Origin of the sequence: Shinella sp. M31 (genome assembly GCF_049199205.1) — a bacterium.
Classification (GTDB): Bacteria; Pseudomonadota; Alphaproteobacteria; order Rhizobiales; family Rhizobiaceae; genus Shinella.
This window is the reverse complement of the sequence record NZ_JBLZPH010000094.1, coordinates 1-26,674: the sequence shown is the minus strand read 5'-3', so window position 1 is coordinate 26,674 and position 26,674 is coordinate 1. Positions and strand designations below refer to the sequence as shown.

Sequence of the window (26,674 nt, the reverse complement as noted above, 5' to 3'; positions counted from 1 at the left end):
GGGTCGGCGAAGGGATCGCGTTGTAGGCGTCGCATTGCAGCCTTCTGTCGATCGAAGGCAATCATCCATTCAGGGGTCATGACGAAACTCCTTGTTTGCGGTGTTCGTCATGGAAGTAGCGACCGTCCTGTCGTCTTCGTAGATGCGGAAATGAAACGCCCGTTTCACCGGTGAGCGATACCGGCGGCGGCTTTTGCGCTATGAAGGAAGGCGCAAACGAGGGACCGGATATGTCGGAAGTCGACTGGAGCGACCTGCAGCTTTTCTTCCATGTCGCCGCCGAGGGCGGGCTTGCCGGTGCGGCAAGCATCACCGGCATCAGCGCGCCGACGATCGGCCGCCGCATGCTGGCGCTGGAGCGGACCATGGGCCGCACGCTTTTCGTCCGCAGCCAGCAGGGCTATCGGCTGGCACCCGACGGCGTGGTGCTGTTCGAGCATGTGCAGACGATCCGCCGCACGACGGCCGATATCACCCGCTGGCATGGCGAAGCCTTCGCGCTGCCCATCGTCTCGATTGCCGGCGATATCTGGCTGACGGGTTTCGTCGCCGACAACACGGGCGCGCTGCGCGGCGCGGAAGACACTTTCCGCCTCTGCTGCAAGCGGCTCCCGCCCGGCGACGACCTCGCCTATCGACACGGCATGATCTTCCTCCTCCACGCCGCACCGAAGACCGGCAATCTCGCCGTGCGCAAATCCGTGGACGTCACCTATGCCGTCTACCGCGCGTCGGGCCACGCTTTCGAAACGGATCTGCCCTGGGTGTCGGTCGGCACGGAAGTCGCGGTCTCGGAGCCGGAAAAATGGGTTTTCCGCCATCACGAGAACCAGATCCACACCTGGACCAACGCGCCCGACATCCTTGCCCGGCTGATTGCCGGCGGCGCGGGACGCGGCGTGCTGCCGACTTTCGTGGGAGACACGATGCCGGGGCTGGTGCGCGAGGGCGAGCCGATCGAGGCCCTCACCCACCCGCTGTGGCTCGCCGTCAACGACGACGACCGCCACCGGCCGGAAATGCGCCTCGCGCTCGACCGCCTCGCCGCCCTCTTCAAGAACCACGAGGATCGCTTCGCCGGTCGCCTTCCGGCGGTGGAAAAGGCGCCGCCGCTTAGAGCCGCTGGCCGTTCTTGATGCGATAGCTCGGCTGGTACATCGTCACCAGCTCTTCGGACGCCGTCGGATGCACCGCCATGGTGCGGTCGAAATCGTCCTTGGTGACGCCGGCCTTCAGCGAGATGCCGAGCAGCTGCGCCATCTCGCCCGCCTCATGGCCGAGAATATGCGCACCCACCACCTTGCGGTCCGCCGCGTTGACGACGAGCTTCATGATCGTCTTTTCCTGCCGGCCCGACAGCGTCGCCTTCATCGGCCGGAATTCGGCGCGGTAGATTTCGAGATCGTCGAACTTCTTCGCCGCATCCTCTTCGCTGAGGCCCACGGTGCCGATTTCCGGCTGCGAGAAGACGGCGGTGGCGATAAGGTCATGATCCGGCGAGACCGGATTGCCGCGGAATTCCGTCTCGATGAAGCACATCGCCTCATGGATGGCGACCGGCGTCAGTTGCACACGATCCGTCACGTCGCCCAGCGCGAAAATACCGGGCACGTTGGTGCGCGAAAAATCATCGACGATGATGGCGCCACGCTCGTTGGTTTTCACACCCGCCGTCTCCAGCCCGAGGCTGCCGGTGTTCGGCACCCGGCCGAGCGCCAGCATGACCTGATCAACGACCAGCGTCTCGCCGCCCTTGGTCGCAACGGATCGCTTGCCATCCGCCGTTTCCGAAACACTGGTGATGAGGTCCTCGCAGAGAACGCGGATGCCCTTGGCGATCATCGCCGCCTGCAGGCCCTGGCGCATGTCGTGGTCGAAGCGCGAAAGGATCTGCTTGCCGCGATAGATCAGCGTCGTCTCGACGCCGAGACCGTGGAAGATGTTGGCGAATTCGACCGCGATATAGCCGCCGCCGGAAATGACGATGGATTTCGGCATGTCCAACAGGTCGAAGGCCTCGTTCGACGAGATGCAGAGCTCATGGCCCGGCAGGTCGGGATGCGGCGTCGGATGTCCGCCGACGGCGATCAGGATGCGCTCGGCCGTCACCAGTTCGTCGGTCGCCGTCAGGCGCAGCGTGTTCGGGCCGACCAGCACCGCGCGGGTCGCCAGAATGGTCGCGGCCGCATTGTCGAGGCCCTTGCGGTAGAGACCTTCGAGGCGGGTGATCTCATTCTCCTTGGCGGCGACGAGCGCCTGCCAGTCGAAGGTGCTCTCGCCGACCGTCCAGCCGAAGCCGGCGGCATCTTCGAAATGCTCGGGAAACTGCGAGGCATAGACATAGAGCTTCTTCGGCACGCAGCCGCGGATGACGCAGGTGCCGCCGAAGCGGAACTCTTCGGCGATCGCGACCTTCTTGCCCATGCTGGCGGCCAGACGCGCGCTGCGCACGCCGCCGGAGCCCCCGCCGATGACGAAGAGGTCGTAGTCGAATGCCGTCATTGTGATCTCCTGCGGGCAAGGCTGGCCGGACGGCCGAAAGGGGTACGGCGACGCGAATCCGCCGCCCGGTTTTCTCCATATAGGAACGCCGCGATCAAAAGGAAAAGAGCCATGCGCAACGATCTGCACATCAAGCCGTGAACGCGCCGCGACGCCCAACAGTTTTTTCTAAAAAAGCAGGCGAATCCCATTTACGGCGGAACAAAGGCACCGTAGGAATCAGCCGCCCGATTGTGGGCTAACCGGATGATAGATATGTCTAAATCTAAAGTTTTCGCAGCATCGGCACTGGCACTCGCCATGCTTGCAGGCCCGGCCCTCGCGGAAGACCTCGTCTTCCAGCTGAAGAACGGCACCAACTCCGTCCTGACCCGTTTCCACACCTCGCCCGTCGGCGTCGATAAGTGGGAAGACGATGTCTTCGGCGAACAGGTCCTCAACCCCGGCGAAACGATCGAAATCACGATCGCCGACGGTCGGGACGTCTGCAATTACGACATGCGTTTCGAATTTGCCGAGGATTCCGATCTCGATACGACCACCGACACGCAGAACCTCTGCGAACTCGGCGAATACACGATCCACGAATAAGACGGCGAAGAATGAAAACGGGCCGTCTCTGAAAGAGGCCGCCCGCTTCATCATGAAAGATATGAAAAAGGCGGCCCGAAGGCCGCCTTTTTTGTTTGTTTACTGCTGCGGCTGCTTCGCTTCGCCGCCTTCGGCCGTGGCCGGGGCGCCGAGGATGTTCTGCAGCTTCTTGCCGCTTTCGACCTGCAGATCGCGGCCGATGCCGGCGGCCCAGATCTCGGCGGCCTTCATGAGGCTGCGCGTGGCGATCGGGCCATCGGTCAGAAGCTTCTTGCCGACCGGCGAGGAGTAGAAGTCGGCGATCGCCTTCAGCTCGTCCTGGGTGAAGGTCTTGGCGTAGATCGTCGCGGCTTCCTTTTCGAGGTCGGCGCGGCGCGGTGCGAGCGCAAGCGCCTGCTCGTCGACGGTCGCGTTGATTTCCGCCTCATGGTTCGGCGAGGCCTGGATGAGGGCCGCCTTGGCACGCATGGCAAGGCTCGGCAGGATGTTGTCGAAGCCTGCCGTCGCCGCGATGGCGTCGATGGCGGTGCGCGCGGTCTTCAACTGCTCTTCCGAAACCTCCTGCGCCTTGGCGGCGCCGACGAGGCTTGCCGAAACGATGAGGGTTACCGCGAGGGTCCGGCCGAAACCAGCAAAGTTGATCATGTCGGTCTGTGCTCCTGTCTATGCTTTTGCCGTCAGCGTGCGCGCACCAGCCGGACCGGCGATGATGGCAAGCGACGCCATATTGATGAAGAGTCCGTGTTCGACGACACCGGGTATGTCATTGAGGCTGCTTGCGAGCGCATCTGCATCAGGAATGCGGCCAAAAGATGCGTCGAGAATATAGTGTCCACCATCCGTCGTGAAGGTGCCGTCGCCGGAGGCGCGGAGCGTCAGCGGACCGGACAGGCCAAGGCGTGCGGCCGCCTTCTCGATGGCGAGGCGCGTGGAGACGAGACCGAACGGATTGACCTCGATCGGCAGCTTGAAGGCGCCGAGCGTCTCGACCACCTTGGTCTCGTCGGCAATCACGATCATACGGGCCGAGGCGGCCGCCACAATCTTCTCGCGCAGCAGCGCGCCGCCGCCGCCCTTGACGAGGCGCAGCCGGCCATCGACCTCGTCGGCGCCGTCGATCGTCAGGTCGAGTTCCGGCAGCTCGTCGAGCGACTTCAGCGGCACGCCGAGTTCGACGCAGAGCCGCGCCGTGCGCTCGGAGGTGGGCACGCCCTCGACCTTAAGCCCGCCGGCTACCTTTTCCGCCAGCAGCCGGACGAACTCTTCCGCCGTCGAGCCGGTGCCGATGCCGAGCCGCATACCGTCTTCCACATGGGCAAGAGCGGCTTCCGCGGCCTTGATCTTCATTTCCCTGGCGTCCATCCGCCACGCACTCCCTGAAACCAACCGTCGGCCCTTCGCGCGAAGCGGCCGGAAATTCCGGTGAGACACTTACACGCCCCGCCCGGCAAACGAAAGCCAAAATCGCGGCGAAGCGGCGGGTTCACAGTGCAGTTGGGAGGTGGCGGCACAAGGCAATTGCAAATGCCGGCGCCATCGCCTACCGGAGAGACCCGCCTCCCATCTCTCCTGCAAGGTTTCCCATGTCCGCTTCTCTCGTTGTCTTCGATCTCGACGGTACGCTCATCGACACCGCCCACGACCTCGTGGCGAGCCTCAACCACACGATCGGCCTCGAAGGCCTCGATCCCGTCGGCTATGGCGACCTCACCTATCTCGTCGGCCATGGCGGGCAGGTCATGATCAAGCGCGCCTTTTCGCTGCGCGGTCGCGATATCACCGACGGTGAGCTGGAGCGCATGCTGGGCGTCTTCGTCGAGCACTATGCCGCGGCAATGCCGGGCGTCTCCGTGCCCTATCCCGGCCTTATCGAGGCCATGGACCGCCTCTCGGGCGCCGGCTACCGCCTTGCCGTCTGCACCAACAAGATGGAGGGCCTCGCCCGGCGCCTGATCGACGGCCTCGGCCTGACCGCCCGCTTTGCCGCGATCACCGGCGGCGACACATTCGCGGTCCGCAAGCCCGATGCCGAACACCTGCTCGGCACGGTCCGCCTGGCGCAGGCCGATCCGAAGCGCACGGTGATGATCGGCGACAGCCTGAACGACATCCTGGTCGCCCGCAATGCCGGCGTGCCCTCCATCGGCGTGCCCTTCGGCTATTCAGACGTGCCGGTCGCGGAACTCGAACCGAGCCATGTCGTCGCGCATTTCGACGAGCTGACGCCGGACCTGATCGAGCGCCTGCTCGCCCGCTGATCGAAAAAAGGCGCCGCGTCCTACCGGACACGGCGCCTTCGATATTCTTGTTTTCGGATGCTCTCAGCCCTGGACCTGCCGCGCCTTCTGCGTGGCGGCAAATGCCTTGCGCATATAGTCGTCGCGGCCATATACGTCGTCGAAATATTCGACCGCGCCGTCCTTGTTCGGCCATGCCGTGAAATAGGCGACGTAGATCGGGATATCGGCCTTGACGTTGATACCCTTGTTCTTGCCGCCGGCAATTTCCTTGGCGACGTCGGCTTCCGTCACGCCGAGCACGGCAGCAGCCATCTTGCGGGGTTCGGCAAGGCGCACGCAGCCGTGGCTCAGCGCCCGCATGTCCTTCTTGAAGAAGCTCTTCGACGGCGTGTCATGCATGTAGATGGCATGGCTGTTGGGGAAGAGGATCTTCAGTTCGCCCAGCGCATTGTCATCGCTCGGCGGCTGTCTAACGGAAATGCCCGAAGTCGATCCGTACCAGTTGACGGAGGACGAGGACACAGCCTGCCCGCCCACGGCCACCTGATAGCCCATGCGGTCGAGATAGGACGGGTCGTTGCGCAGCTTCGGCAACATCTCGTTGATGATGATCGACTGCGGCACGCCCCAATAGGGGTTCACTTCGACGGTCTGGATGCGGTCCTCGAAGAAATAGGTCTGGTTCGACTTCGAACCGACGACCGTGCGCATCGAGAACTTTTCCTGGCCGTCCTCATAGTAATAGACTTGGAAGGCCGGCTGGTTGATGAAGACGTGGCGCGCGCCGAGATCGACTGGCAGCCAGCGCGCCTGTTCGAGCGCCACTTCCAGCTTGGCGATCTTGTCGGCGGAACTGTCGCCGCCGACCATCTTGCGGATCGAGGCTTTGCCGACGACGCCGTCCGGCTTCAGGCCGTTTTCCTTCTGGAACGCCTCGACGAGCGACACCAGTTCCGGCGTGTAGTCCGGCGTGTCCTTGTAGCCGGCAATCGTGAGCGAATGCTCGGTCTTCAGCGCATCCGAGCCATGCTTGACGATGCCCTTGACGATGTTCGCCAATTCGGGATTGCTCTGGCCGGGCTTCAGCAGCGTGCCGTCGGCGATGATGACACGATCGTCCGCGCCGCTCTCGGCCTTCAGCTTGGCAAGCTCGGCCTTCAACGCCTGAAAATCGGCGCTCGCGGGCGATCGGCTTTCCAGATAGCCTTTGACGTTGCCGCTCATCGCCACGTTCTTCAGAGCCGCGAGGATATTGACGTCCTTGCGCTTGAAATCGTGGTAGCCGGAGATGCGGTTGGGATCGATGCGGCCGCGCACGGCGTCCTGCACATAGGTGGCGACAGCGGACGACAGCGCGATCTCGAAGGTCGCAAGCTCATCGTAGCGCGTATTCATGTCGGCGCTGTCGAAGCTATCCGACGGAATCTTGACGGCATAGTCCCAGGGATCGAGACCCACGGAGCCCGCATCGGCGAGAACCGCAATCGCGCTCTTGGCCTTTTCGTTGATGCCGGTGCCGTCGATCCAGACGAACTTCTTCTGCGTGGCGTAGAACGCCTCGACCGCCTTGGCGGCATCGGGCGTCGTGCGCACATTGACATTGGCGAAGGCGGCGCGCACGCCGGCGTTCCCGGCCGCCGGAATATCGACGGTGATCGAGCTCGTGACGACCGGGTCCGCGAGCTTCTCGACGGCGACGCGCTTCAGGGCGTCGGCCTTGTAGGTATAGTAGCGAGGGCCGGTGACGCGCGGCAGCGGCTTGGCCGCCTGCTTCGTCTCGGCGCGCGGAAGGGCGGAACCCGAGTTCACGCCCGGCAACTCTTCGCGCACCGGCTCCTTCTTCTTGCCGCGGAAGATATCGAACAGCGTCAGGGCGTTGGCGGGCGCGGCGTGGAGCGTGATGGTGGCGCAGGAAAGAGCCAGCGCGGCGGCCAGCACGGCAGTCTTTGTCAGCTTCATAAATAATTCCATTCCCCGTATGAACCGCAACGCGCGGTCTCTGGCGGCGCCCGAACCAGCAGGCCGGTAAGTTATAGGAAAGGATGGTGAATGAAAAGGAAACGCCCCTTCCCGCCAGCCCTGCAAAACCTCACATATCCGTGACGCCGACACCTGGAAAACCAGACGGACGAGCCTGCGTAAAAATTTGAATTGGCGGCGAAATTTCGCGCGGGAAGCGAAAAAATCCGAGGATTGGCGCACATACGCGCAAAAAACAACGTGGCGATTGTGATAGAAAAAGCACAGCGTTGCCAGCCGCCCGGCGCATGGTCCCGGCCCGGCCGCCGCCTAATCGATTTTAACCGAAAGTCTCGTCTTCTCCCGCCATTCCGCCCTTGCAAGCGGGTCGCAGATAGGCCAGAGATTTGCGCGATTTTTCGCGCCAGCGCGGCCGTCCCAAACGGCGCGCGCTCGCCCGGCCTGCCGCGTCCCATGCGGCGGCAAGGCCGGCGGCAGACCGTAACGCATGGGCTCGGAGAAGCGGGAAGCATTATGACATCGACGCGCACGGAAACGGATACATTCGGCCCCATCGAAGTGGACAACAGCCGCTATTGGGGCGCGCAGGCCCAGCGTTCCCTCGGCAACTTCAAGATCGGCTGGGAAAAGCAGCCGCTGTCCGTCGTGCGTGCGCTCGGCATCGTCAAGCAGGCCGCCGCCCGCGCCAATGCCGAACTCGGCCGCCTCGATCCGGCGCTTGCCAAAGCCATCACCGAAGCCGCGCAGGAAGTCATCGACGGCAAGCTCAACGATCATTTCCCGCTCGTCGTCTGGCAGACCGGCTCGGGCACCCAGTCCAACATGAACGCCAATGAAGTGATCTCCAACCGGGCAATCGAAATGCTCGGCGGTGTCATGGGCTCCAAGAAGCCTGTCCATCCGAACGACCACGTCAACATGAGCCAGTCGTCGAACGACACCTATCCAACGGCCATGCACATTGCCTGCGCCGAGCGTATCGTCCACGACCTGCTTCCGGCGCTGAAGCACCTGCACGCCGCGCTCGAAGCCAAGGTCAAGGCCTTCGATCACATCATCAAGATCGGCCGCACGCACACGCAGGACGCAACGCCGCTGACGCTCGGCCAGGAATTTTCCGGCTACGCCGCACAGGTCGCCTCTTCGATCAAGCGCATCGAGATGACGCTGCCGGGGCTTTGCGAACTCGCCCAGGGCGGCACGGCCGTCGGCACGGGCCTCAATGCTCCGGTCGGCTTCGCAGAAAAGGTCGCCGAGCACATCGCATCGATCACCGGAATCGCCTTCAAGACCGCGCCGAACAAGTTCGAGGCGCTCGCCGCCCACGATTCCATGGTCTTCTCGCACGGCGCGATCAATTCGGCCGCCGCTGCGCTCTTCAAGATCGCCAACGACATCCGCTTCCTCGGCTCCGGTCCGCGCTCGGGCCTCGGCGAACTGGCCCTGCCGGAAAACGAGCCGGGCTCGTCGATCATGCCCGGCAAGGTCAACCCCACCCAGTGCGAAGCCCTCACCCAGGTCTGCGCCCAGGTGTTCGGCAACCACGCCTCGCTGACATTCGCCGGCAGCCAGGGCCATTTCGAGCTGAACGTCTTTAACCCGCTGATGGCCTATAACTTCCTGCAGTCCGTCCAGCTCCTTTCGGATGCCGCAATCTCGTTCACCGACAATTGCGTCGTCGGCATCGAGGCGCGCGAGGACAACATCAAGGCGGCGCTCGACCGGTCGCTGATGCTCGTCACCGCGCTCGCGCCTAAGATTGGCTACGACAACGCCGCCAAGATCGCCAAGACGGCGCACAAGAACGGCACGACGCTGCGTGAGGAAGCCGTCGGCGGCGGTTACGTTACCAACGAAGAGTTTGACGAAGTTGTACGTCCGGAAAAAATGATTATGCCGGGTTGAGGAAGAAATCCCTCATATTCTACTGATGAAGGCCGTAAATCCCCGGATTTACGGCCTTTTTCTTGCACCACTACCGCAGCGGAAGACACAATCGTTAATCCTTCGCAAAGCATTTTCGCAGTATTTTGCGGGAACTAACGAAGAGCCAGGAGCAGCCGACATGAATACGGCCGTTGCGCAAAAGGTCCAAGTGCCGGATATCGCGGCGCAGGTGACCTATGCCATGCGCATAATGGGTGTATCCCCCATTCCTCGAAACTACGAGCTGTTCTACGAGGCCTATATCGGCTCGAACCCCAAGCTGACGCGCGAACTCGCCGCCCTCGGCAGCAAGGCCTCGCAGGAAGAACTCGACGAAATTGGCATGCAGTATTTCGGCCATCATCACGGCGTGCCCGCCATCGATGGTGCGCACACGAAGATCGCCGGCGAGCTCGAAGGCCTGCTGCGCCTCCTGAAGCAGGAACAGACCTCGCTCGAAAGCTACAACAAGCTGCTCGACGAAACCTTTGTGCGCATCAACAACAAGAACGCGGCCAGCGTCGATATCATCAGGAGTGTCATCGGCGTCCTGACGGAAGCGACCGGTGACACCATCAACCAGGGCAAGGTGATGGTGGAGAATGTCGCACAGAAGTCCGTCGAAATGGACAATGTGCGCAAGGAGCTCGACGAGTACAAGCGCATCGCCAACACGGATTCGCTGACGCAGCTTTCCAACCGCCGCGCCTTCGACGACAAGCTCTCGGCCATCTACAATTCGACGATGACGCGCCACGTCACAACGCTGATCATCGCCGATATCGATCATTTCAAGAAGATCAACGACACCTACGGCCATCCCGTCGGCGACAAGATCCTTGCGTCCATCGGCAGCCTCATCCGCGCCAATGTGCGCAAGGACATCCTGGTCGCCCGCACCGGCGGCGAGGAATTCGCGATGATCGTCGAGGGCAACACCGAGGAAGAGGCGATGGCGATCGCCGAGCGCATCCGCACCGCGCTGGAGCACACGCCCTTCAAGAACTCCAAGACGGGCGTCAACTACGGCCCGATCACCATCTCGCTCGGCTTCTGCATGGCCTCCTGGGCGGAAGGCCCGGGCGAACTCTATTCGAAGGCCGACATCGCCCTTTATTGCGCCAAGAATGGCGGCCGCAACCGCACCATGGCCTATGAGGACGGCATGAAGAAGGATTTTGCCAAGAGCTGGCTCATCTATCGCAAATAGGCCTTCAGACATCCCTTTCGGAACGGCGCCTTCGGGCGCTGTTTTGCGTTTTAGGCGTTTTTTGAAATCCGGCGGAACCGCGGCGACACCAGCGCGTTTTTGCGGCACACAGGAGAACTACGCCATGCAAACCGGATTTCTCGAAATCACCATGATCGCCGCCCTGATGCTGAGCAGCCTGGTCTGGATTCAGCCCTTCTGAGGGCCTGTTCCCGCCGGAACATCGCAAGATCAGTCAACGTCCTACAACGTTCCCATCAGAACACGACGCCGGGCAAGAACCCCACCGGCGCTCCAGATAGGGACCAGGACCATGAACAAGCTCGCACTCGCTCTTATCGCAGGCCTTCTTTCCACCTGCATTCTTTCCATCGCTGGCGCCGCTTCGGCCGCCGACAATGCCATCGACCCGATCGAGGTTGCCTCGCTCTCTTCATCCACCCAGAAGGTTGGCTGGCTGCAGGTCCTCTCGGGCGGCAAGCCGATGAAATCGGAAAAGAAGATCGCCGCCGTTTCCCGCGCCCCGATCGCCCGCGAACTCGTCGCCTTCACCGAAGACGTTGCCCCCGGCACGATCATCATCGACAATTCCGAGCGCCGCCTCTACCACGTGCTGGGCTCCGGCCTCGCCATGAAATACGCCGTCAGCGTCGGCCGCGAAGGCTTCGTCTGGACCGGCACGGAAAAGGTGACGCGCAAGACCGAATGGCCGACCTGGACGCCGCCGGAAGACATGCGCGCCCGCGAAGCCAAGAAGGGCAAGATCCTGCCGGTTTCCATGAAGGGCGGCCTAGACAACCCGCTCGGTTCGCGCGCCATCTATCTCGGCTCGACCGTCTACCGCATCCACGGCACCAACCAGCCGTCCTCGCTCGGCAAGGCGCAGTCGTCCGGCTGCATCCGCATGGCGAACGAAGACGTCGAGCACCTCTATGCCCAGGTCACAGCCGGCACGACCGTCATCGTCCGCAACTAAGCAGCCAGACGGAAAAATCAGCGGCAGGCGGAAGCGTCTGCCGCTTTTGCGATGGCAATGAGTTCTGGACGGTATTCGAAATGCATGGTGTCGTAGTGATACCAGCGCCCGCCCCAGATGAAGCCGTAACGCTCGAAAATCTCGACGATCTCGAGCGGATATTTGTTGGCGTATTTCGGCACCTTGCCCGGCTTTCCGCCCGACCAGATCCAGTAATCCGCAAACTTCGTGTTGAGATCGACCGCCGCGCCGAAACTGTGCACCGACATGTTCTTCGCGCCGGAAACCTTGCGCCAGTTGAACACGCCGGCCGAGGGCGAGAGATAGCGTTTCAGCTCGGGTTTCGCCGCGAGCGCGTCCCGCACCTTCTCCAGCGCGGCGGCAGCGCCCTGCCGCTTCGTCACGCGCAACGTCTCGCCGAACCATTTGACGGGCACGAGATCACCCCCGACTTCCTTCGCCGAGGCGCCATAGAGCCGCATCATCAGCGCATCGCTGCGAATGCGGCCGGGATCGACATCGACCTCCGGCTTCTTCTCGCAGGCGCCGAGCGGATAGATCTGCCGCAGACTGTCCTCGACATCGCCGGAGGCGAGCGCCGCCTGGTGATCCTTCGCCTTGCCGTCGTCGATATCGAGCGCCGGGCCGCCGTACTTGAACAGCAGCCTGTTGCCCTCTACGCCGGACAAGCTCTCCGGGTAGGCTTCCACGAGCAGCTTGAGGCGGGCCGCGAGATCGGGCTCCGCCGCGCGGGCCGCAGGCATCGCGAGGAAGACTGCGGCAACGCCCGCGAGAAGGGACTTAATCGACATTGATGTTGATATAGTCGCCATTCGCGCCGCGCCAGATTTCGACCTCGATGCGCACATCACCCTGCAGCAGGCGGCGGGCGGCGCTGCGCTCGATGCGGCCATGGCTGATCATGCGCTCGGCGAGTTCGCGATTACGGGCCGAAGCGAAGAAGCTGTCGGTATCGTCGCCCGGCTGGCTGACGCCGAAACGATGCACATTGGCGCGATCCTGGCGGATGACCTGCCAGGGCTGCGTCAGGCGCTCATTGTTGGAATTGTAGAGATCGTCCTGGCCGATATAGGCGCCGTAGCTCTCGATCAGCTCGTCCGCCTTGGCAGCGCCCATCGAGGCCGCAAGCATGCCGGCGAAAACCGCCGCAAAAAGTCCTGTCCGCATCTCAAACTCCAAATTCGGCAAAAGCCATTCATAACAAGGAACAAGACGGTTCGGGAAGGCGGGATATTCGCGCCGCCTGCCTACCACATGGTCTTCGCCGCGCGGCCCGGCCATTCCTTATCATAGGCCACGCCGTCGAACCCCTTCTTGGCGGAGGCCAGCATCTGGCCGACGGTCGGCAGGCAGGCGGCGTCGCGGAATTTCTCCGGGTTCCAGAGATCGGCGCGCAGCACGGCGCGGGCGCATTGCGAATAGACTTCCTCGATCGTGATGACGACCACCGAACGCGGATGTTTTCCATCCATGACGAAACGCTGCGTGATCGCGTCATCAATGCGCACCACGGCGCGGCCGTTGAGGCGCATGGTCGTGTTGGAACCGGGAATGAGGAACATCAGCGCAACGCGCGGATCGCGCACGATGTTGGAGAGCGAATCGATCCGGTTGTTGCCGCGCCAATCCGGCAGCATCAGCGTGCGCTCGTCCTCGATATGGATGACCGCGCCGGTATCGCCGCGCGGCGAGCAGTCGAGCCCTTCCGGCCCCACCGTGGCAAGCGCCACGAACGGGGAGGCCTCGATCATCGTGCGGTATTCCGGCAGCAGAAAATCCGTCACCTTGACGAGCGAAGCTTCGCCCGGCGTGCCGTAAAGTGCGTTCAACTGCTCGACCGACGTAACCACTGTCATGCTGCTCTCCTGTGCCTGCGCGTTTGCGGCGCATCGCACCCTTGCATGACAGGCGCGTGACGGAAAGCGATCAGGCGGCGATACGCCGCCCATCCTCCGCAAAGAAGCCGACGATGCGGTCGATCACGGGCTCGGCTGAGACGATGCGGCGATGGCCGAAGCCGTTGGCCCATTCCAGTGTCACATTGGGGCCGGAAGCGGCGTAGCGCCGTGCGTGATGGGCCGGTACCTCCTTGTCGTCCTCGGCATGGAGGACGAGCATCGGCGTGCTGAGCCGCCCTGCCCCGCTCGCCGCATCGAAGGCCGAAAGCGGCGCGCCGGCAATGCGCTCGACATGGGCTTCCAGCGCCACCTGCGCTCTGGGACCGAGCTTCAAGTAGCGTCCGAGATCCTTGAACAGCCAAGCCATCTCGCTCGGCGAGCCGATGGTGACGAGCCGGCGTGGCCGGTGCGCAGGCACCGAGGGTACGAGGCCGCTTGCCGCGCAGGCAAGCGATGCACCGCCGAAGGAATGGCCGCAGAAATAGTCGAAGCCGCCAAAACGCTGCCAGGCCGCATCGATGGCGCGCACGGCCATCGGCAGCGTCAACGTGCGCCCGCGTGAGGCGCCATGGCCCGGCAGGTCGAGCGCCACGACCTCGTGGCCGGCGGCAACCAGCCCTTCGGTCAAGGCGGAAAGATAGGCGGCGCGCGAACCCCAGCCGTGCACGACCAGCACGCGGCCGGCGAAGTGTTCACAGGGACGCGCCGCGAAACGATGCGCCACCGCCGTGCCGCCGGCAAAGTCCAGCGTCACGCGCTGCGCCTGGCGCATCCAGCCTTCGGAGCGCTCAAGTAGCTCCTTCTCCTTCGCCGTACACGGGCGGCGGCCCGGCGTGGTCGCAAAGAGGCGGAACGCGGCCCGGCCGGCCGCATCGGGAGAAATCGCGGCGACGCCCGAGAGCGCGAGGCGGATGACCTTCAAGCCAAAGGATGCCATAGTGGGAATCCATCAAAAATGTTCAATGCTGAACAATAAAGTACAACGATGAACAAAAATCAAGCCTTTCCCTGGGACCATCCGCGCTTTCGCAGCTGGATCGGGGTGGCGCGCGCCTGCCAGCTGATGCAGCAGGCGGTGACGCGGGCGATTGCGGAGCTCGGCATCAAGCCGCCGCATCTCGACATTCTCGTCAATCTCTACCGTTTCCAGGGCATTTCGCAGCAGGAGCTGGCGCGCAAGCTGCTGGTCGGCCGCTCGAATATGAGCATGCTCCTGCCGCAGCTCGAAAAGCGCGGCCTGATCGAACGCAATCCCGACGCCAAGGACAAGCGCGTGCTGCGCCTGTCGCTGACCGCAGCCGGCCGCGCACTGACGGAACAGGCCATGACCATCCAGACCGGCCTTATCGAGCGCATCCTATCGCAGACGCCCGAAGACCGCTGCCTTCAGGTGGCGGAGGCGATGGAGGACATCATCCGCATCCTCCAGACGATGGAGACGTCGGAGGACGGTGAAGATGCCTAGGCTTTCGCCACGGCATCTGCACGCGTCGATTTCAGCGACAGGAACTCCCAGAGCGCCACGCCGAACAGCACGGCGGCGGCGGCCATGAAGAGCTGGTAGGGCTCGACGAAGGGCACCACCGCCGAGAGCGCCAGAAGGACAGCGATCCCTACGATATGCGACAGCGGCGAGCGTCCGCGGATCGCCGCCTTGAACCAGATATTGCCGATGAGGAAGACGATCGGCCCGCCGAGAATGGCGCTCGCCGTCTTGGCATCGACAGGACCATGCGGATGGGCAAGCGCGAACTCCTCCGCCACCGCCGACAGGATGATGCCGGCAACGATCGGAATATGCGCATAGGTGAAGGCCATGCGGGCGATGCGGCCGGGTGTGGGCGAGTGTTCGATGAGATGCGCCGCCTCGCCATGGCCAAAGCGGAAATAGATCCACCACATGGTCGCGGTCGACAGGAACGCCGTCATCAGCATGAAGATCGTGAAGCCGTCGAGCAGCTCCATGCCGGCGACCGTGCGGCCGGTGACGAGGATCGTCTCACCCAGGCAGATGATGACGAAGAGCGCGCAGCGCTCCGCCATATGCTCGCCCGAGACCTCCCAATCGCTGACCGTCGAGCGCCCAAGCCCCGGCACGGCGAAGCCCAGCGCCGGTGAGGCATATTCCAGGCAGAGCGCAATCGCCCAGAGCGCCAGCCGCGCCTCGTGTTCCACGAAGGCACCGGCGATCCAGAACGCTGCCGAAAAGATCGTCCAGGCGGTGATGCGGGTGAAGTTGCGGCTGTTTTCCGGCCAGTCGCGGCGCATGACATAGGCCGTGAACGCCGAGCGTCCCGTCTGCATGGCGACATAGGTAAGTGCGAAGAGCATGCCGCCCGCCCCGAAGGCCGTGGGGATGGCGATGGACAGCATCAGCCCCAGAAACATCAGCACGAAGAGCAGGATGCGCACCGGCGACTTTTCCGGGTCGAGCCAGTTCGTCGCCCAGGTCGTGTAAATCCACACCCACCAGATCGCGAGCATCAGAAGCGCGGCCTCGATAAGGCCGAGCGGCGAATAATGCGCGGCCAGCGAATGGGAGAGCTGGATGATCGTCAGCACGAAGATGAGATCGAAGAAAAGCTCGGCAAAGGCCACCTTGCCTTCGCTGGCGGTGCCGCGGGCACGCAGATAGGCGGAATGGGCGAAGCGTTCGTCGTTCGTCGCCATCATGGCACATCCTTTTCATGAAGCCGTTCGAGCCGCCGGTCGGGCACAATCCAGAGCAGCGCGACCGCCGCATAAATCCCATGGGAAATCACGGGGGAGACAAAGGCAAGCCCGATCGCGGCAAGATAGAAGACCGGCGAGAACCGCCCTTTGAAATCCCGCCCGAGCGCGCTGCGCACGCGCGCGGCGTCCGGGTGCACCGCGACGATGCGTATCTGCAGGATTTCATAGGCGACGGCCGTCAGAAGCAGGATCACGCCGTAGAGCGCCGTCGGGAGCGCATCCGAGGGATTGCTGCCCATCCAGGCCGTGGCGAAGGGAATGAGCGACATCCAAAACAGCAGATGCATGTTCGCCCAGAGCACACCACCGCTGGCATTGCCGCAGATGGTCAGCAAATGGTGATGGTTGTTCCAGTAGATCGCCACATAGACGAAGCTCAGGAGATAGCCGAGGAAGATCGGCAGCATGGGAACCAACGCCGCAAAGCTCGGCTCCTTCGGTACTGCCAGCTGCAGCACCATGATCGTGATGATGATGGCGATCACGCCATCACTGAAAGCTTCAAGGCGTCCCTTGTTCATACGCACCTCATGTCCGTTTTCATTAGACATGACGCATGTTGCGCTGAGTCGCTACAGCAGATTGCGTAACGTCAATTTGCCTGTTCTTCCTCGTGGCGATGGCGCTCCTCTTCCGCCGCCGCGCGCTGCCGGCCGGTGCGGGCGGCGACGAGGTCGGCAGGCGAGGCATTGCCGCGAATGAGCTGACGGCCGGCATAGATGCCGCCGACGGTCTCCAGTTCCAGCCGCTGGCGGTCGACATCGCGAAACTCCTCGACCACCTCGGCCGCCAGATCCTCGTCCTCGCCGAGCGCCTTCAGCGTCTCCTGGCTGAAGATCATGGCGGATTCGAACGTCTCGCGGATCTGGAAGTCGACGCCGGCATGGATGAGGTCGAGCGCATGGCCGCGGTCATAGGCACGTGCCAGGATCGGCACGAGCGGGAACTCCTCACGGACGATCTCAGCGATCTTCACCGCGGCCTCCTTGTCGTCGAGGCAGATCAGGATCGCCTTCGCCGTGGACGCGCCGGCGGCATGCAGGATGTCGATGCGCGAGCCGTCGCCGTAATAGACCTTGAAGCCGAAATCCGAGGCGTCGCGCACGAATTCCGCGTCCTTGTCGATGAGGGAGAGCGTATAGCCGCGCGCCAGAAGCGGCTGGCTGACGATCTGGCCGAAGCGGCCGAAGCCGATCATCAGCACCGTGCCCTCGACATTTTCCGGCAGCGTCAGGCCCTCGGTGGAAGGCTGCTGCTTCGGCACGATGCGGTCGTGCAGGATGACCATCAGCGGCGTCAGCACCATCGAAATGATGATCGTCGCCGTCAGGATGGCGTTTTCCTTGCCGTCGAGAATGCCGGCGGCAACGGCGGCGGCATAGAGCACGAAGGCGAACTCTCCGCCCTGCGCCATCAGCACGGCGCGCTCGAGGCTTTCGCTGTGGCAGGTGCCGAGCAGGCGCGCGACGACATAGATCAAGAGCGTCTTCGCCACCATGTAGCCGATGACACTCGCCACCACGAGCTGCCAGTTGGCGGCGATGACCGAGAGGTCGATCGCCATGCCGACGCCGAGGAAGAACAGGCCGAGCAGAATGCCGCGGAACGGCTCGATATCGGCCTCCAGCTGATGGCGGAAAGCCGATTCGGAGAGCAGCACGCCAGCAAGGAAGGCACCCATCGCCATGGAGAGACCGGAGACCTGCATGGCGAGCGCCGAACCGAGCACCACCAGCAGCGCCGCGGCCGTCATCACCTCGCGCGCGCCCGAAGCGGCGAGCACGCGGAACAGCGGATTGAGCAGATAACGCCCCGCCAGCACCAGCGCGACGATGGCGCCGATGGCGATGCCGACGGAGAGCCAGCGGTCGGAGGCATCCGTTGCCGCAGCGCCGGTGCCGAGAAGTGCCACGATGGCAAGCAGCGGCACGATGGCGAGGTCTTCGAAGAGCAGGATCGCGATAATGCGCTGCCCCTTCAGCGTCGACAGGGTGCCGCGCTCCTGCAGCATCTGCATGACGATAGCGGTCGAGGTCAAAACGAAGCCGGTGCCGGCGACGAAGGAGGGAATGAGCGGGAAACCGAAGGAAAGCCCGATACAGGTGAGTGCCGCCATGGCGCCGATAACCTGCACCGCGCCGAGCCCGAAAATGTCCTTGCGCATGCCCCAGAGGCGCGAAGGCTGCATTTCCAGGCCGATGATGAAGAGGAACATCACCACACCGAGTTCGGCGACATGGATGATCGCCTGCGGATCGGCAAAGAAACCGAGGCCGAAGGGGCCGATGGCAAGGCCTGCCGCGAGGTAGCCAAGTACCGAGCCGAGGCCGATTTTTTTGAAGACCGGCACGGCGGCGACGCCCGCCGCCAGCAGCACGACAACCTGGGTGAGATCGTTTGCGTTTGCTTCTGCTGCCAAGGGTCTCTCCGTTCGCTTGCGGTGGACGCGCCCTTTGGCAGTCCCGAAATTATCGCGGCTTCTCCGACATATCGCGGCTCATGCCCTTCTCCGCAAGGTCGCGCTCGTAATCGGCAAACAGCGTTTCGCCCTTTTCCCCGAGTTCCCGCAGATAGGACCACGTAAAGATGCCGGTATCGTGAAAGTCGTCGAAGCCGATGCGCACGGCATAATTGCCTGTCGGCGTCATGGAGATGATCGCGACGTTGCGCTTGCCCGGCACGGTCACCTTCTGGCCAGGCCCATGGCCCTGCACTTCCGCCGAAGGAGACAGAACGCGCAGCATCTCGGCAGAAAGGTCGAAACTCGCGCCGTCGTTGAAGGTCACGATGAGGCGCTGGCGGTCCTTGGAAACGCGCAGTTCGGTCGGCCAGAGATCGCTCATGTCCATGCCCTTTCCTATTCGATTTCGCGAAGGACTATGCCGCAAGCCGGGGATGTGCAAGGCTGAAAATGCTGTCATAATCGCCGCATCGGCTTGACGTTGCGCCGCGCGCGCACGACATGTCGGTCATGGAGGACGTGTTTTGAATTCCTATGCAGGCCCCTGGAACGGCGCAGACCCGGTCGCGCAATCCGCAGCCCCGATGATCGACCCCTTCGGGCGGGCGGTCACCTATCTGCGCGTTTCCGTGACGGACCGCTGCGATTTCCGCTGCACCTATTGCATGGCGGAAAACATGACCTTCCTGCCGAAGAAGGATCTGCTCACCCTCGAAGAGCTGAACCGGCTCTGTTCCGCCTTCATCGCCAAGGGGGTGCGCAAGCTGCGCCTGACCGGCGGTGAGCCGCTGGTGCGCAAGAACATCATGCATCTGGTGCGCGAACTCGGACGCCACGTCCACGCCGGCACGCTCGACGAACTGACGCTCACCACCAACGGCTCGCAGCTCGCCAAGCATGCCGCCGAGCTTGCCGATTGCGGCGTGCGCCGCATCAATGTCTCGCTCGACACGCTCGACGCGGACAAATTCAAGACCATCACGCGCTGGGGCGACCTGTCCAAGGTCATCGAAGGCATCGACGCGGCACAGGCCGCCGGCCTGAAAATCAAGATCAACGCCGTCGCCCTGAAGGACTTCAACGACCAGGAAATCCCGGACCTGATGCGCTGGGCGCATGGCCGCGGCATGGACCTCACCCTCATCGAGACCATGCCGATGGGCGAGATCGAAGAAGACCGCACCGATCGCTACCTGCCGCTCTCGGAGATGCGCGCCCGCCTTGCCGAACAGTTCACGCTGAGCGAAAACGCCTTCCGCACCGGCGGCCCGGCACGTTACGTGACGGTCGAGGAGACCGGCGGCCGCCTCGGCCTGATCACGCCGATGACGCATAATTTCTGCGAGAGCTGCAATCGCGTGCGCCTCACCTGCACCGGCACGCTCTATATGTGCCTTGGCCAGAACGACGCCGCGGACCTCCGCCTGCCACTACGTGCCTCCGACGACGACGCCTTGCTCTCGCAAGCGATCGACGAGGCGATCGGCCGCAAGCCGAAGGGCCACGATTTCATCATCGACCGCCGCAACCGCCCCGCCGTCGCCCGGCATATGAGCGTTACGGGGGGGTGACTGGCCTTCAAACAAAACGGCCTGGCTCTCGCCCGGCCGTTTTGTTTGATCCCTCAAGATCGCTTACGCCGCGTAGTGCCGGCCGTAGCCGTCGTCCACACGCGCATCGAGATCGCGCGTCTTGAAGTGGTCGATCTTCTCGTTGAGCGTCTGCACCCGGCGACGCAGGCCGTGGATTTCGGCAGTGTTTTCTTCCACCATCGCGGCGTTCTGCTGGGTGATAAGCTCGACCTGGTGCACCGCCTGGTTCACTTCGTTGATCCCCTGATACTGGGCCGCCGCAGCCGCCTCGATCTTGCCGACCAGCGTGTGGATCGAGGAGATGTGGTCGTTGATCACCGAGAGTGCCTCGCCCGTCTCCGTGACGAGGGAAACGCCGTTGCGGACCTGGGCGGAGCTTTCTGAGATGAGGCCCTTGATCTCGCGGGCGGCACCGGCGCAGCGCTGGGCGAGTTCGCGGACTTCCTGCGCGACGACGGCGAAACCACGACCGGCCTCGCCGGCACGCGCCGCCTCGACACCGGCGTTGAGCGCCAGAAGGTTCGTCTGGAAGGCGATCTCGTCGATGACGCCGATGATCGTGCTGATCTTCTCCGAGGAGCGGTTGATCTCGCCCATGGCAGTGACGGCCTTGGCCACGACCTCGCCGGAGCGCTGGGCATAGCTGTGCGTCTCATCGACCGAAACGGCGGTCTTCTGGGCGCTTTCGGCCGTCGAGCGGACGATGTCGGTGAGCTGGCGCAGCGCCCGCGAGCTTTCCTCGAGGGCTGCCGCCTGCTGCTCGGTGCGGCGGGCCAGATCGTCGGCGGAGGCGGCGAGGTTGCCGGTGCCGCCGTTGATTTCCACCGTCGTCGCGCGGACATCCGACAGCGTGTGGCGCAGCGCCTCGACGGCATTGTTGTAGGTGCGGGCCATGGCGACATATTCGGCGGCCAGCGCCTCCGTCATGCTTTCTTCGAGATTGCCCGCGGCAAGCTGGCCGAGCACGTTGGAGAGCGCGGTCAGCGCCTCGGTCTGCTCGGCTTCGATGCGGGCGCGCTCGCTGGCGCGGCGGGCCTGTTCTTCGGCCGTCAGCTGGCGCTGGGCTTCCGCCTCCTGCTCCAGCCTTACGTTTTCGCGGGCGGCATCGCGGAAGACGGCGACCGAGCGCACCATGTCGCCAATCTCGTCGCCGCGGTTGCGGCCGTCGATGCTGATGTCGAGATCGCCGCTCGCCAAACGCGCCATGGATTCGGTGACGCGCTTCAGCGGGCCGCGCAGGGTTTCGACCAGCATCAGGCCGCCGATGATGGCCAGCAGCGTGCCGGCCACCATGGCGATGATCGAGACATTGGCCGAACGCTGGCTGTCCTGCTTGCCGGCTTCCTGCGCGCTGGAAACGAACTGCTCCAGCGTCTGGCTGGCATCGGCCACCGCGGCATAGGCGGCGACACGCGCCGCCTGCCACGTCTCGCCGACGGCGATCAGGTCCTGCGTGCCCTTCTCGATGCTGGCCAGCGAAGGGGCGAGCTTCTGCGAGAGATCGCGCAAGGCCGCATTCTTCGCGCCGAGCTTGGCAAGCTCTGCGGCACTCGCGGCAACCGCCTTCACGTCGGCGAGAACCGCGTCGCGGCTCGGCTGGTCGAGCCTGCGATGCAGCTCGCTGATATGCAGGCGGGTCTGGTCGATGCCCTTGAACGTGTCGCCCATCAGCGTGATCAGCGTCTTGAGCAGCGCGATCTCCGCATCCATGCCGACGAAGCGCTTGGCGGCCGTGTCGGAATTCTTGCCGGCCTCCTTCAGGAAATCGGCGTCGAATTTGGAAAGCTTGGTGAGAACGGGGATGAATTTCGCCTTCTTGCCTTCGGCATCGTCGGTGCCAGCGAGGATTGCCTGCACGGCGGCGATTTCGGCTTCCAGAGGCTTGATCTGTTCCAGCGCCTTCGGCGAGGCGATCGCCTTGGATTCGGCAAGCTGCTTGAGGAGTTGCGGCAGATAGGTCTCGGCCGCCTTCACCTTGTCCTCCGGCTTCATGGCGAGCGCGACCGGCTTGCGGAACTTGCCGATCCGTTCGGCCAGCCCCTGATAGGCGGCGGCATCGAACAGCAGCGCTTTGGCGAAGGCTTCCTTCTCACCCGATTCGGTGCGGATGACCGAGATTTGCTTTTCGGCAAAGTCGCCGTCCCTGGCCATTGCGGCCAGCGCGCTTTCGAGGCCGGCGGTGACGGCATTGCGCTCCTGATCGATCGACCACAGCGTCTCGGTCTGGCCGCGCATCGTGCCGGCAAGGGCGACGACGGAGGCGATCTTGGCCTTTTCCGCCGCGTTCGGCAGCAGCGCATCGAGATCGCGAATGCCGGCCTCCTGCTCGTCGATGCGGGAGAAGAGCGCATCACGCGTGTCCTGCCCCGGCTTGTCGGCGAAATCCTGCAGGCCCGTGCGCAGGTTCTGGAAATGCGACAGACTGTTGATCGTCTCGCGGGTGACCGTCATGTGGCCGTTCAGCGTGCTGGCCGTGAAGTAACCGACAAGGCCGATGCCGGCGATGAGCGCGACGAGCGGAATGACGAACAGCAACACCTTGGTGACGATGCGGCGCTGCTGGAGCAGGCGGTCGATGAAGGACATGGGTTCCCCGACGTTTTTTTTTGACGACCATGTCCCGTCGGATGCTCAAACCCGAAACGGCCGCTCTGGAAACCAGGGGGAGCGCGGCCGGAAACTGCTCAAGAGGCTGCTCCGGTCTTGCATCAGACGGCCAGCCCTCACCCGTCGCATCATGCGAACCGCATTTGGGATAACGCAACGATAGGTGGGGAAGCTTAATGAATGCCTTCGAGAAACCGGCAGAAACTCAAGGCTTTGCGCCGAAATGATCGAGGTTTTTGCCCAAAATCGGTTCAATCGCCGTTTCTTTCGCCAATCACCCTATTTGTTCCGCCCTTGAGGATGATGGCAGGCCGCGCCCGTTCGGCTTATGAGGGAGAGACCAACCTCGCGGAATCACACCCGATGAACCTTACCGGAAATGCCAGGGGCGCCCTGTTCATGGCCATCGCCATGGCGGCCTTCACCTGCAACGACGCACTCGTGAAATCCGTCACGCATGCGATGAACACCGGGCAGATCCTGTTCGTGCGCGGGCTGATGACGAGTGCGCTGGTGCTCGTCATCGCCTGGCGGATGGGCGCGCTCGGCTCCTGGCGCATCCTGCTGCAGCCGCCGGTCGCCCTGCGGCTCGCAGCGGAAATTTTTGCCTCGCTCACCTTCATTTCCGCCCTCGGCGTCATGCCGCTCGCCAACATCTCCGCCATCCTCCAGTCGCTGCCGCTCGCCGTGACGCTGGGAGCGGCCCTCTTCCTGGGGGAGCAGGTTGGCTGGCGGCGCTGGCTTGCCATCGTCGTCGGCTTCATCGGCGTACTCATCGTCATCCGGCCGGGTCCGGAGGGCTTTTCGCTCGCCGCCATCTACGCCATCGCCTCTATGATCGGCGCGGCGACACGCGACCTTGCCACACGGCGCATCCGCAGCGACGTTTCCACCCTGTTCATCAGCGTCATCACCGCGGTCGTCATCACGCTTGTCGGCGGTGCGCTGATCGTGCCGATGGGCGGCTGGCAGCCCATGTCGCCGGCGGTGATCGGGCGTCTGGCTGCGGCGAGCATTCTGCTCCTCATCGGCTACCAGACGATCGTCAATGCCATGCGCGTCGGCGAAATCTCATTCGTCGCGCCCTTCCGCTACATGAGCCTGCTCTGGGCGATCGCGATCGGCTTCCTGTTCTTCGGCGACCTGCCCGATCTCTGGATGACCGCCGGCGCCGTCATCGTCATCGCCTCGGGCCTCTACACCTTCTACCGGGAGAACCGCCGCCGGGCGGCGCCCATCGCCCAGCAGTCCACGCCCGAATCGCCGTGACATCGCAGAGGCTTGCGGGCAAGCCTTGCAGCGACTAGACGGGATGGAGAGCCAACACGATGGAAACAGGATGGCACTCTCGCAAGCGATACCGGGCGTGATCCTGGCCGGTGGCCTGTCCTCGCGGATGGGGCAGGACAAGACACGCATCCGTCTCGGCGGTGCCGCCCTGATCGACCGCGCCGCACGACGGCTGCGGCCGCAGGTCTCGTCGGTCGCCGTGAATGCCAACGGCCCCGTGCTCTTCGAGCGCGGCGAGGAGTTTCCCGTCTTTGCCGATCTCGATGCCGCCCGCGCCGGCCCGCTCGGCGGCGTGCTCGCCGCCCTCGACCATGTCAGGCGCCACCATCTCGAGGCGAGCCATGTCGCGACCGTGCCGACCGACAGCCCCTTCTTCCCGACCGATCTCGTCAGCCGGCTCGGCAAGGTCATCGATGCGCCGGACAGGATCGCCGTCGCGCGCTCGGCCAGCGGCCTCCATCCGGTTTTCGCGCTCTGGCCGGTGGCGCTGGCCGACGATCTCGGCGCGTGGCTTTCCGGCGGCGGGGCGCTACGCGTGCGCAGCTATCTCGAGCGCCACCAGGCGCGCGAAATAACCTTCCCCCTGATCGAGACGTCGCGCGGTGAATTCGATCCGTTCTTCAACATCAACACGCCCGACGATCTCGATCAGGCGGAAAACTGGCTCTGGGTGCTGGAGAGATGACGCGTCCGAAAATCTTCGGCATCGCCGGATGGAAGAATTCCGGCAAGACCGGCCTTGCGGTGCGCCTCGTCGCGGAACTCGTCGCCCGTGGCTACCGCGTCTCGACCATCAAGCATGCGCACCATGATTTCGATATCGACAAGGTCGGCGCCGACAGCTATCGCCACCGCCAGGCCGGCGCGCATGAAGTGACCATCGTCTCGGGCACGCGCTATGCCATCATGCACGAGCTGCGCGGCGCACCCGAGCCGAGCTTCGAGGACATCCTCGCCCGCCTCGCGCCCTGCGACCTCGTGATCATCGAGGGCTACAAGCGCGAGCCGATCCCGAAGATCGAGGCGCGGCGGCTGGAATCCGCCAACCGCATTCCCCTCGCCCCGGAAGACCCGCATATCGCCGCCATCGCCGCCGACCACCCGGTCACCGACACCATGCTGCCGGTCTTCGATCTCGACGACACCACGGCCATCGCCGATTTCGTGGTCGCCATCACCGGCCTTCCCGAGCCCCAGCGTCTGCCTGGTTAGCGCAGCCTGCACGACGTGTCCCGCACGATTTCGGCGCAGGAGCCCGCATCTGCCGTGCGCCTCGCCCAGATCGAACGGCGTTAATTTTAGTTCACTAGCGTGTAAAATTGAGAAGACGATGCGCCATATTGCGCCACGTCGCCGAAGAACATGGTTAAATTAACCTTAAAAATTAAGCTATGTGACGGTTTTGTTGCAACTTAATACCCTTGTCGGTAGGTCTGATCGGGCAGCAACGTAGAATTTTAGCATGACCTACACACCACACCGATCCCATCGCCGTTTTGACCTGCTCACGAATCCCTACGCAATTGTTCTGGGTTCCATCCTTTACTTCGTGTTCGTCTTGTATTTCGACACGCGATGGCGGTATCTTCCCTATAATTTTGCCGCGACGCTGAGCCTCGCGGCCATCATCTTCCTGTTCTCCAGGCGCCCGTTCTTCTCGCTTTACGGCGCAACGCTCGTCGCGATCCTCTTCACTTTCATTTCAACGATGAAGTTCCATTCGAAGGGGCTGGCGCTGCACGTCTATGACGTCGTCTTCATCGGCTCCGATATCTCCACGCTCTCCTTCCTGGTGCGCTACTATCTGCCTGCCGTCGGCGTGGCAGCCGTCGGACTGGCGGCCATAGCCACATTCCTGACGATCCTGTTCCGGCGGGAGCCCGCTGTCTCATGGGGTGTCGGCATCCGCAGCGGTATCGTCGCGGCAAGCCTCGTCGCCGCGGTTGTCGCCCATCGTCCCACGACGCGCGACGCCGATTTTCTGCCGTTCATCGGCGGTTACAACGCGTCCGCCTTCTTCCTGTCGCTGTGGCACATTCCCAGCCTGATGAAACCGATGCAGTTCGCCCAGCCGCTTGACGCCGGCGAGGCGGGGCAACCCTTCGTCAACGGCTCGCTCTGCAAGAGCCCGGAAAAACAGCCCGACCTCTTCTTGGTCCTGTCGGAGAGCCAGAGTTCTCCGCTCGTCTTCCCGCAGCTTTCCATCCCGCAAGCCGTCACGAAAACCTACCAGTCGGGCGACGGCGCGATCCGCCCGCTGTTCGTGGAGACGTTCGGCGGCGGGACATGGATGACGAATTTCTCCGTACTGACCGGCCTCTCGACTGCCGATTTCGGTTGGCTCGGGCCATATGTGAACCATCTGCTGGTGGACAAGGTAAAAGGCTCGCTGCCGGACATCCTCGACCATTGCGGCTACCGCACCGTCGTGTTCATGCCCATGCAGTATAATTCGATCAACGAAGGGCCCTTTCTGAAGTCGCTCGGCTTCCAGGAGATCTACGACGCCGACCACATGAGCCTGCCCGTCATGGGGATCCGCGATACGCGCTATTTCGAAAAAGCCGAACAGATGATCGCGGAGCACCGCAAGACCGACAAGCGGCCGCTTTTCGTGCTGGTCCAGACGATGTTCACGCACTCACCC

25 protein-coding genes are annotated in these 26,674 nt (G+C 63.4%); 12 read left to right on the top strand and 13 right to left on the bottom strand.

The annotated features are described in order from the left end of the window. The first annotated feature begins 230 nt into the window (after window positions 1-230). Window positions 231-1,136: a LysR family transcriptional regulator gene (locus ACOZKU_RS15950; RefSeq protein WP_421579679.1), complete on the top strand. Its 906-nt coding sequence runs from the start codon at window positions 231-233 to the stop codon at window positions 1,134-1,136. Here the strand turns inward: ACOZKU_RS15950 and gor are convergent. After that, on the bottom strand, window positions 1,114-2,502 hold the full coding sequence (gene gor / locus ACOZKU_RS15945; RefSeq protein WP_421579678.1) for a glutathione-disulfide reductase: 1,389 nt from the start codon (window positions 2,500-2,502) through the stop codon (window positions 1,114-1,116). The genes ACOZKU_RS15950 and gor overlap by 23 nt on opposite strands. Before the next feature lie 255 nt (window positions 2,503-2,757). Between gor and ACOZKU_RS15940 the strand changes: the two genes are divergently transcribed. After that, window positions 2,758-3,093, top strand: a complete 336-nt coding sequence (locus ACOZKU_RS15940; RefSeq protein WP_314094450.1) for a hypothetical protein — start codon at window positions 2,758-2,760, stop codon at window positions 3,091-3,093. 99 nt (window positions 3,094-3,192) lie between these two features. Here the strand turns inward: ACOZKU_RS15940 and ACOZKU_RS15935 are convergent, their stop codons facing one another. Both ACOZKU_RS15935 and rpiA read right to left on the bottom strand, forming a co-directional pair. Further along, window positions 3,193-3,738: a DUF2059 domain-containing protein gene (locus tag ACOZKU_RS15935; protein ID WP_314094449.1), complete on the bottom strand. Its 546-nt coding sequence runs from the start codon at window positions 3,736-3,738 to the stop codon at window positions 3,193-3,195. 18 nt (window positions 3,739-3,756) lie between these two features. Next, complete coding sequence (gene rpiA / locus ACOZKU_RS15930) at window positions 3,757-4,455, bottom strand: ribose-5-phosphate isomerase RpiA (protein WP_314094448.1); 699 nt, start codon at window positions 4,453-4,455, stop codon at window positions 3,757-3,759. A 221-nt stretch (window positions 4,456-4,676) separates the two neighbouring features. Between rpiA and ACOZKU_RS15925 the strand changes: the two genes are divergently transcribed. After that, entirely contained in the window at window positions 4,677-5,351 is a 675-nt protein-coding gene (locus ACOZKU_RS15925; RefSeq protein WP_421579677.1) for an HAD family hydrolase, read from the top strand. A 63-nt stretch (window positions 5,352-5,414) separates the two neighbouring features. Here ACOZKU_RS15925 and ACOZKU_RS15920 read toward each other — a convergent pair whose 3' ends face one another. Then, a complete protein-coding gene (locus ACOZKU_RS15920; RefSeq protein ID WP_421579676.1) occupies window positions 5,415-7,292 on the bottom strand; it encodes a L,D-transpeptidase family protein in 1,878 nt (625 codons plus the stop codon). Between the two features lie 474 nt (window positions 7,293-7,766). Here ACOZKU_RS15920 and fumC point away from each other — a divergent pair, with 474 nt between their 5' ends. The 3 genes from fumC to ACOZKU_RS15905 all read left to right on the top strand — a co-directional run bounded on the left by fumC (window position 7,767) and on the right by ACOZKU_RS15905 (window position 11,425). Beyond that, entirely contained in the window at window positions 7,767-9,218 is a 1,452-nt protein-coding gene (fumC, locus tag ACOZKU_RS15915) for a class II fumarate hydratase (protein ID WP_314094442.1), read from the top strand. Window positions 9,219-9,378: 160 nt separating this feature from the next. Next, entirely contained in the window at window positions 9,379-10,449 is a 1,071-nt protein-coding gene (locus ACOZKU_RS15910; RefSeq protein WP_421579675.1) for a GGDEF domain-containing protein, read from the top strand. A 313-nt stretch (window positions 10,450-10,762) separates the two neighbouring features. Beyond that, window positions 10,763-11,425 (top strand): L,D-transpeptidase, encoded by a 663-nt coding sequence (locus tag ACOZKU_RS15905; RefSeq protein ID WP_421579674.1) that lies wholly within the window; start codon window positions 10,763-10,765, stop codon window positions 11,423-11,425. Window positions 11,426-11,442: 17 nt separating this feature from the next. Here the strand turns inward: ACOZKU_RS15905 and ACOZKU_RS15900 are convergent, their stop codons facing one another. The 4 genes from ACOZKU_RS15900 to ACOZKU_RS15885 all read right to left on the bottom strand — a co-directional run bounded on the left by ACOZKU_RS15900 (window position 11,443) and on the right by ACOZKU_RS15885 (window position 14,281). Further along, a complete protein-coding gene (locus ACOZKU_RS15900) occupies window positions 11,443-12,237 on the bottom strand; it encodes a M15 family metallopeptidase (protein WP_421579673.1) in 795 nt (264 codons plus the stop codon). Beyond that, window positions 12,227-12,613 carry a hypothetical protein gene (locus tag ACOZKU_RS15895; RefSeq protein ID WP_314094435.1) on the bottom strand — a complete coding sequence of 129 codons (387 nt, stop codon included), beginning with the start codon at window positions 12,611-12,613 and terminating at the stop codon, window positions 12,227-12,229. Before ACOZKU_RS15895 ends, ACOZKU_RS15900 begins: the two co-directional genes overlap by 11 nt. Window positions 12,614-12,693: 80 nt before the next feature. Beyond that, on the bottom strand, window positions 12,694-13,302 hold the full coding sequence (locus ACOZKU_RS15890; protein ID WP_421579672.1) for a pyridoxamine 5'-phosphate oxidase family protein: 609 nt from the start codon (window positions 13,300-13,302) through the stop codon (window positions 12,694-12,696). A gap of 70 nt (window positions 13,303-13,372) precedes the next feature. Next, the gene (locus ACOZKU_RS15885; protein ID WP_421579671.1) at window positions 13,373-14,281 is read right to left on the bottom strand and encodes an alpha/beta hydrolase; all 909 of its coding nucleotides are present in this window, start codon (window positions 14,279-14,281) and stop codon (window positions 13,373-13,375) included. Between the two features lie 48 nt (window positions 14,282-14,329). On the opposite strand from ACOZKU_RS15885, the gene ACOZKU_RS15880 reads away from it, so the two are divergent. Next, a complete protein-coding gene (locus tag ACOZKU_RS15880) occupies window positions 14,330-14,809 on the top strand; it encodes a MarR family transcriptional regulator (protein WP_314094429.1) in 480 nt (159 codons plus the stop codon). On the opposite strand, the gene ACOZKU_RS15875 is transcribed toward ACOZKU_RS15880, so the two are convergent. The 4 genes from ACOZKU_RS15875 to ACOZKU_RS15860 form a co-directional block, all read right to left on the bottom strand. Then, on the bottom strand, window positions 14,806-16,017 hold the full coding sequence (locus ACOZKU_RS15875) for a low temperature requirement protein A (RefSeq protein WP_421579670.1): 1,212 nt from the start codon (window positions 16,015-16,017) through the stop codon (window positions 14,806-14,808). The two genes, ACOZKU_RS15880 and ACOZKU_RS15875, sit on opposite strands and share 4 nt — an antisense overlap. After that, on the bottom strand, window positions 16,014-16,598 hold the full coding sequence (locus ACOZKU_RS15870; protein WP_421579669.1) for a TMEM175 family protein: 585 nt from the start codon (window positions 16,596-16,598) through the stop codon (window positions 16,014-16,016). Before ACOZKU_RS15870 ends, ACOZKU_RS15875 begins: the two co-directional genes overlap by 4 nt. 71 nt (window positions 16,599-16,669) lie before the next feature. After that, a complete protein-coding gene (locus ACOZKU_RS15865) occupies window positions 16,670-18,496 on the bottom strand; it encodes a monovalent cation:proton antiporter-2 (CPA2) family protein (protein WP_421579668.1) in 1,827 nt (608 codons plus the stop codon). A gap of 49 nt (window positions 18,497-18,545) precedes the next feature. Continuing rightward, entirely contained in the window at window positions 18,546-18,920 is a 375-nt protein-coding gene (locus ACOZKU_RS15860; protein ID WP_314094528.1) for a DUF971 domain-containing protein, read from the bottom strand. 202 nt (window positions 18,921-19,122) lie between these two features. On the opposite strand from ACOZKU_RS15860, the gene moaA reads away from it, so the two are divergent. Next, window positions 19,123-20,109, top strand: coding sequence for a GTP 3',8-cyclase MoaA (moaA, locus tag ACOZKU_RS15855; RefSeq protein ID WP_421579688.1), 987 nt, complete (start codon window positions 19,123-19,125; stop codon window positions 20,107-20,109). Between the two features lie 63 nt (window positions 20,110-20,172). On the opposite strand, the gene ACOZKU_RS15850 is transcribed toward moaA, so the two are convergent. Then, on the bottom strand, window positions 20,173-22,716 hold the full coding sequence (locus ACOZKU_RS15850; RefSeq protein WP_421579667.1) for a methyl-accepting chemotaxis protein: 2,544 nt from the start codon (window positions 22,714-22,716) through the stop codon (window positions 20,173-20,175). A gap of 384 nt (window positions 22,717-23,100) precedes the next feature. On the opposite strand from ACOZKU_RS15850, the gene ACOZKU_RS15845 reads away from it, so the two are divergent. From ACOZKU_RS15845 to ACOZKU_RS15830, 4 genes are all read left to right on the top strand, one after another. Further along, window positions 23,101-24,006, top strand: coding sequence for a DMT family transporter (locus ACOZKU_RS15845; RefSeq protein WP_421579666.1), 906 nt, complete (start codon window positions 23,101-23,103; stop codon window positions 24,004-24,006). 70 nt (window positions 24,007-24,076) lie between these two features. Beyond that, window positions 24,077-24,712, top strand: coding sequence for a molybdenum cofactor guanylyltransferase MobA (gene mobA / locus ACOZKU_RS15840; RefSeq protein ID WP_421579665.1), 636 nt, complete (start codon window positions 24,077-24,079; stop codon window positions 24,710-24,712). Beyond that, the gene (gene mobB, locus ACOZKU_RS15835; RefSeq protein WP_421579664.1) at window positions 24,709-25,239 is read left to right on the top strand and encodes a molybdopterin-guanine dinucleotide biosynthesis protein B; all 531 of its coding nucleotides are present in this window, start codon (window positions 24,709-24,711) and stop codon (window positions 25,237-25,239) included. The genes mobA and mobB overlap by 4 nt, the downstream gene beginning before the upstream one ends. A gap of 250 nt (window positions 25,240-25,489) precedes the next feature. Continuing rightward, on the top strand, window positions 25,490-26,674 hold a 1,185-nt coding region (locus tag ACOZKU_RS15830; RefSeq protein WP_421579663.1), incomplete at its 3' end, for a sulfatase-like hydrolase/transferase.

Coding starts and splice junctions, on each gene's coding strand:
- ACOZKU_RS15950 (WP_421579679.1), top strand. CDS start 231: ATGTCGGAAGTCGACTGGAGCGACCTGCAGCTTTTCTTCCATGTCGCC.
- gor (WP_421579678.1), bottom strand. CDS start 2,502: ATGACGGCATTCGACTACGACCTCTTCGTCATCGGCGGGGGCTCCGGC.
- ACOZKU_RS15940 (WP_314094450.1), top strand. CDS start 2,758: ATGTCTAAATCTAAAGTTTTCGCAGCATCGGCACTGGCACTCGCCATG.
- ACOZKU_RS15935 (WP_314094449.1), bottom strand. CDS start 3,738: ATGATCAACTTTGCTGGTTTCGGCCGGACCCTCGCGGTAACCCTCATC.
- rpiA (WP_314094448.1), bottom strand. CDS start 4,455: ATGGACGCCAGGGAAATGAAGATCAAGGCCGCGGAAGCCGCTCTTGCC.
- ACOZKU_RS15925 (WP_421579677.1), top strand. CDS start 4,677: ATGTCCGCTTCTCTCGTTGTCTTCGATCTCGACGGTACGCTCATCGAC.
- ACOZKU_RS15920 (WP_421579676.1), bottom strand. CDS start 7,292: ATGAAGCTGACAAAGACTGCCGTGCTGGCCGCCGCGCTGGCTCTTTCC.
- fumC (WP_314094442.1), top strand. CDS start 7,767: ATGCGGCGGCAAGGCCGGCGGCAGACCGTAACGCATGGGCTCGGAGAA.
- ACOZKU_RS15910 (WP_421579675.1), top strand. CDS start 9,379: ATGAATACGGCCGTTGCGCAAAAGGTCCAAGTGCCGGATATCGCGGCG.
- ACOZKU_RS15905 (WP_421579674.1), top strand. CDS start 10,763: ATGAACAAGCTCGCACTCGCTCTTATCGCAGGCCTTCTTTCCACCTGC.
- ACOZKU_RS15900 (WP_421579673.1), bottom strand. CDS start 12,237: ATGTCGATTAAGTCCCTTCTCGCGGGCGTTGCCGCAGTCTTCCTCGCG.
- ACOZKU_RS15895 (WP_314094435.1), bottom strand. CDS start 12,613: ATGCGGACAGGACTTTTTGCGGCGGTTTTCGCCGGCATGCTTGCGGCC.
- ACOZKU_RS15890 (WP_421579672.1), bottom strand. CDS start 13,302: ATGACAGTGGTTACGTCGGTCGAGCAGTTGAACGCACTTTACGGCACG.
- ACOZKU_RS15885 (WP_421579671.1), bottom strand. CDS start 14,281: ATGGCATCCTTTGGCTTGAAGGTCATCCGCCTCGCGCTCTCGGGCGTC.
- ACOZKU_RS15880 (WP_314094429.1), top strand. CDS start 14,330: ATGAACAAAAATCAAGCCTTTCCCTGGGACCATCCGCGCTTTCGCAGC.
- ACOZKU_RS15875 (WP_421579670.1), bottom strand. CDS start 16,017: ATGATGGCGACGAACGACGAACGCTTCGCCCATTCCGCCTATCTGCGT.
- ACOZKU_RS15870 (WP_421579669.1), bottom strand. CDS start 16,598: ATGAACAAGGGACGCCTTGAAGCTTTCAGTGATGGCGTGATCGCCATC.
- ACOZKU_RS15860 (WP_314094528.1), bottom strand. CDS start 18,920: ATGAGCGATCTCTGGCCGACCGAACTGCGCGTTTCCAAGGACCGCCAG.
- moaA (WP_421579688.1), top strand. CDS start 19,123: ATGATCGACCCCTTCGGGCGGGCGGTCACCTATCTGCGCGTTTCCGTG.
- ACOZKU_RS15850 (WP_421579667.1), bottom strand. CDS start 22,716: ATGTCCTTCATCGACCGCCTGCTCCAGCAGCGCCGCATCGTCACCAAG.
- ACOZKU_RS15845 (WP_421579666.1), top strand. CDS start 23,101: ATGAACCTTACCGGAAATGCCAGGGGCGCCCTGTTCATGGCCATCGCC.
- mobA (WP_421579665.1), top strand. CDS start 24,077: ATGGCACTCTCGCAAGCGATACCGGGCGTGATCCTGGCCGGTGGCCTG.
- mobB (WP_421579664.1), top strand. CDS start 24,709: ATGACGCGTCCGAAAATCTTCGGCATCGCCGGATGGAAGAATTCCGGC.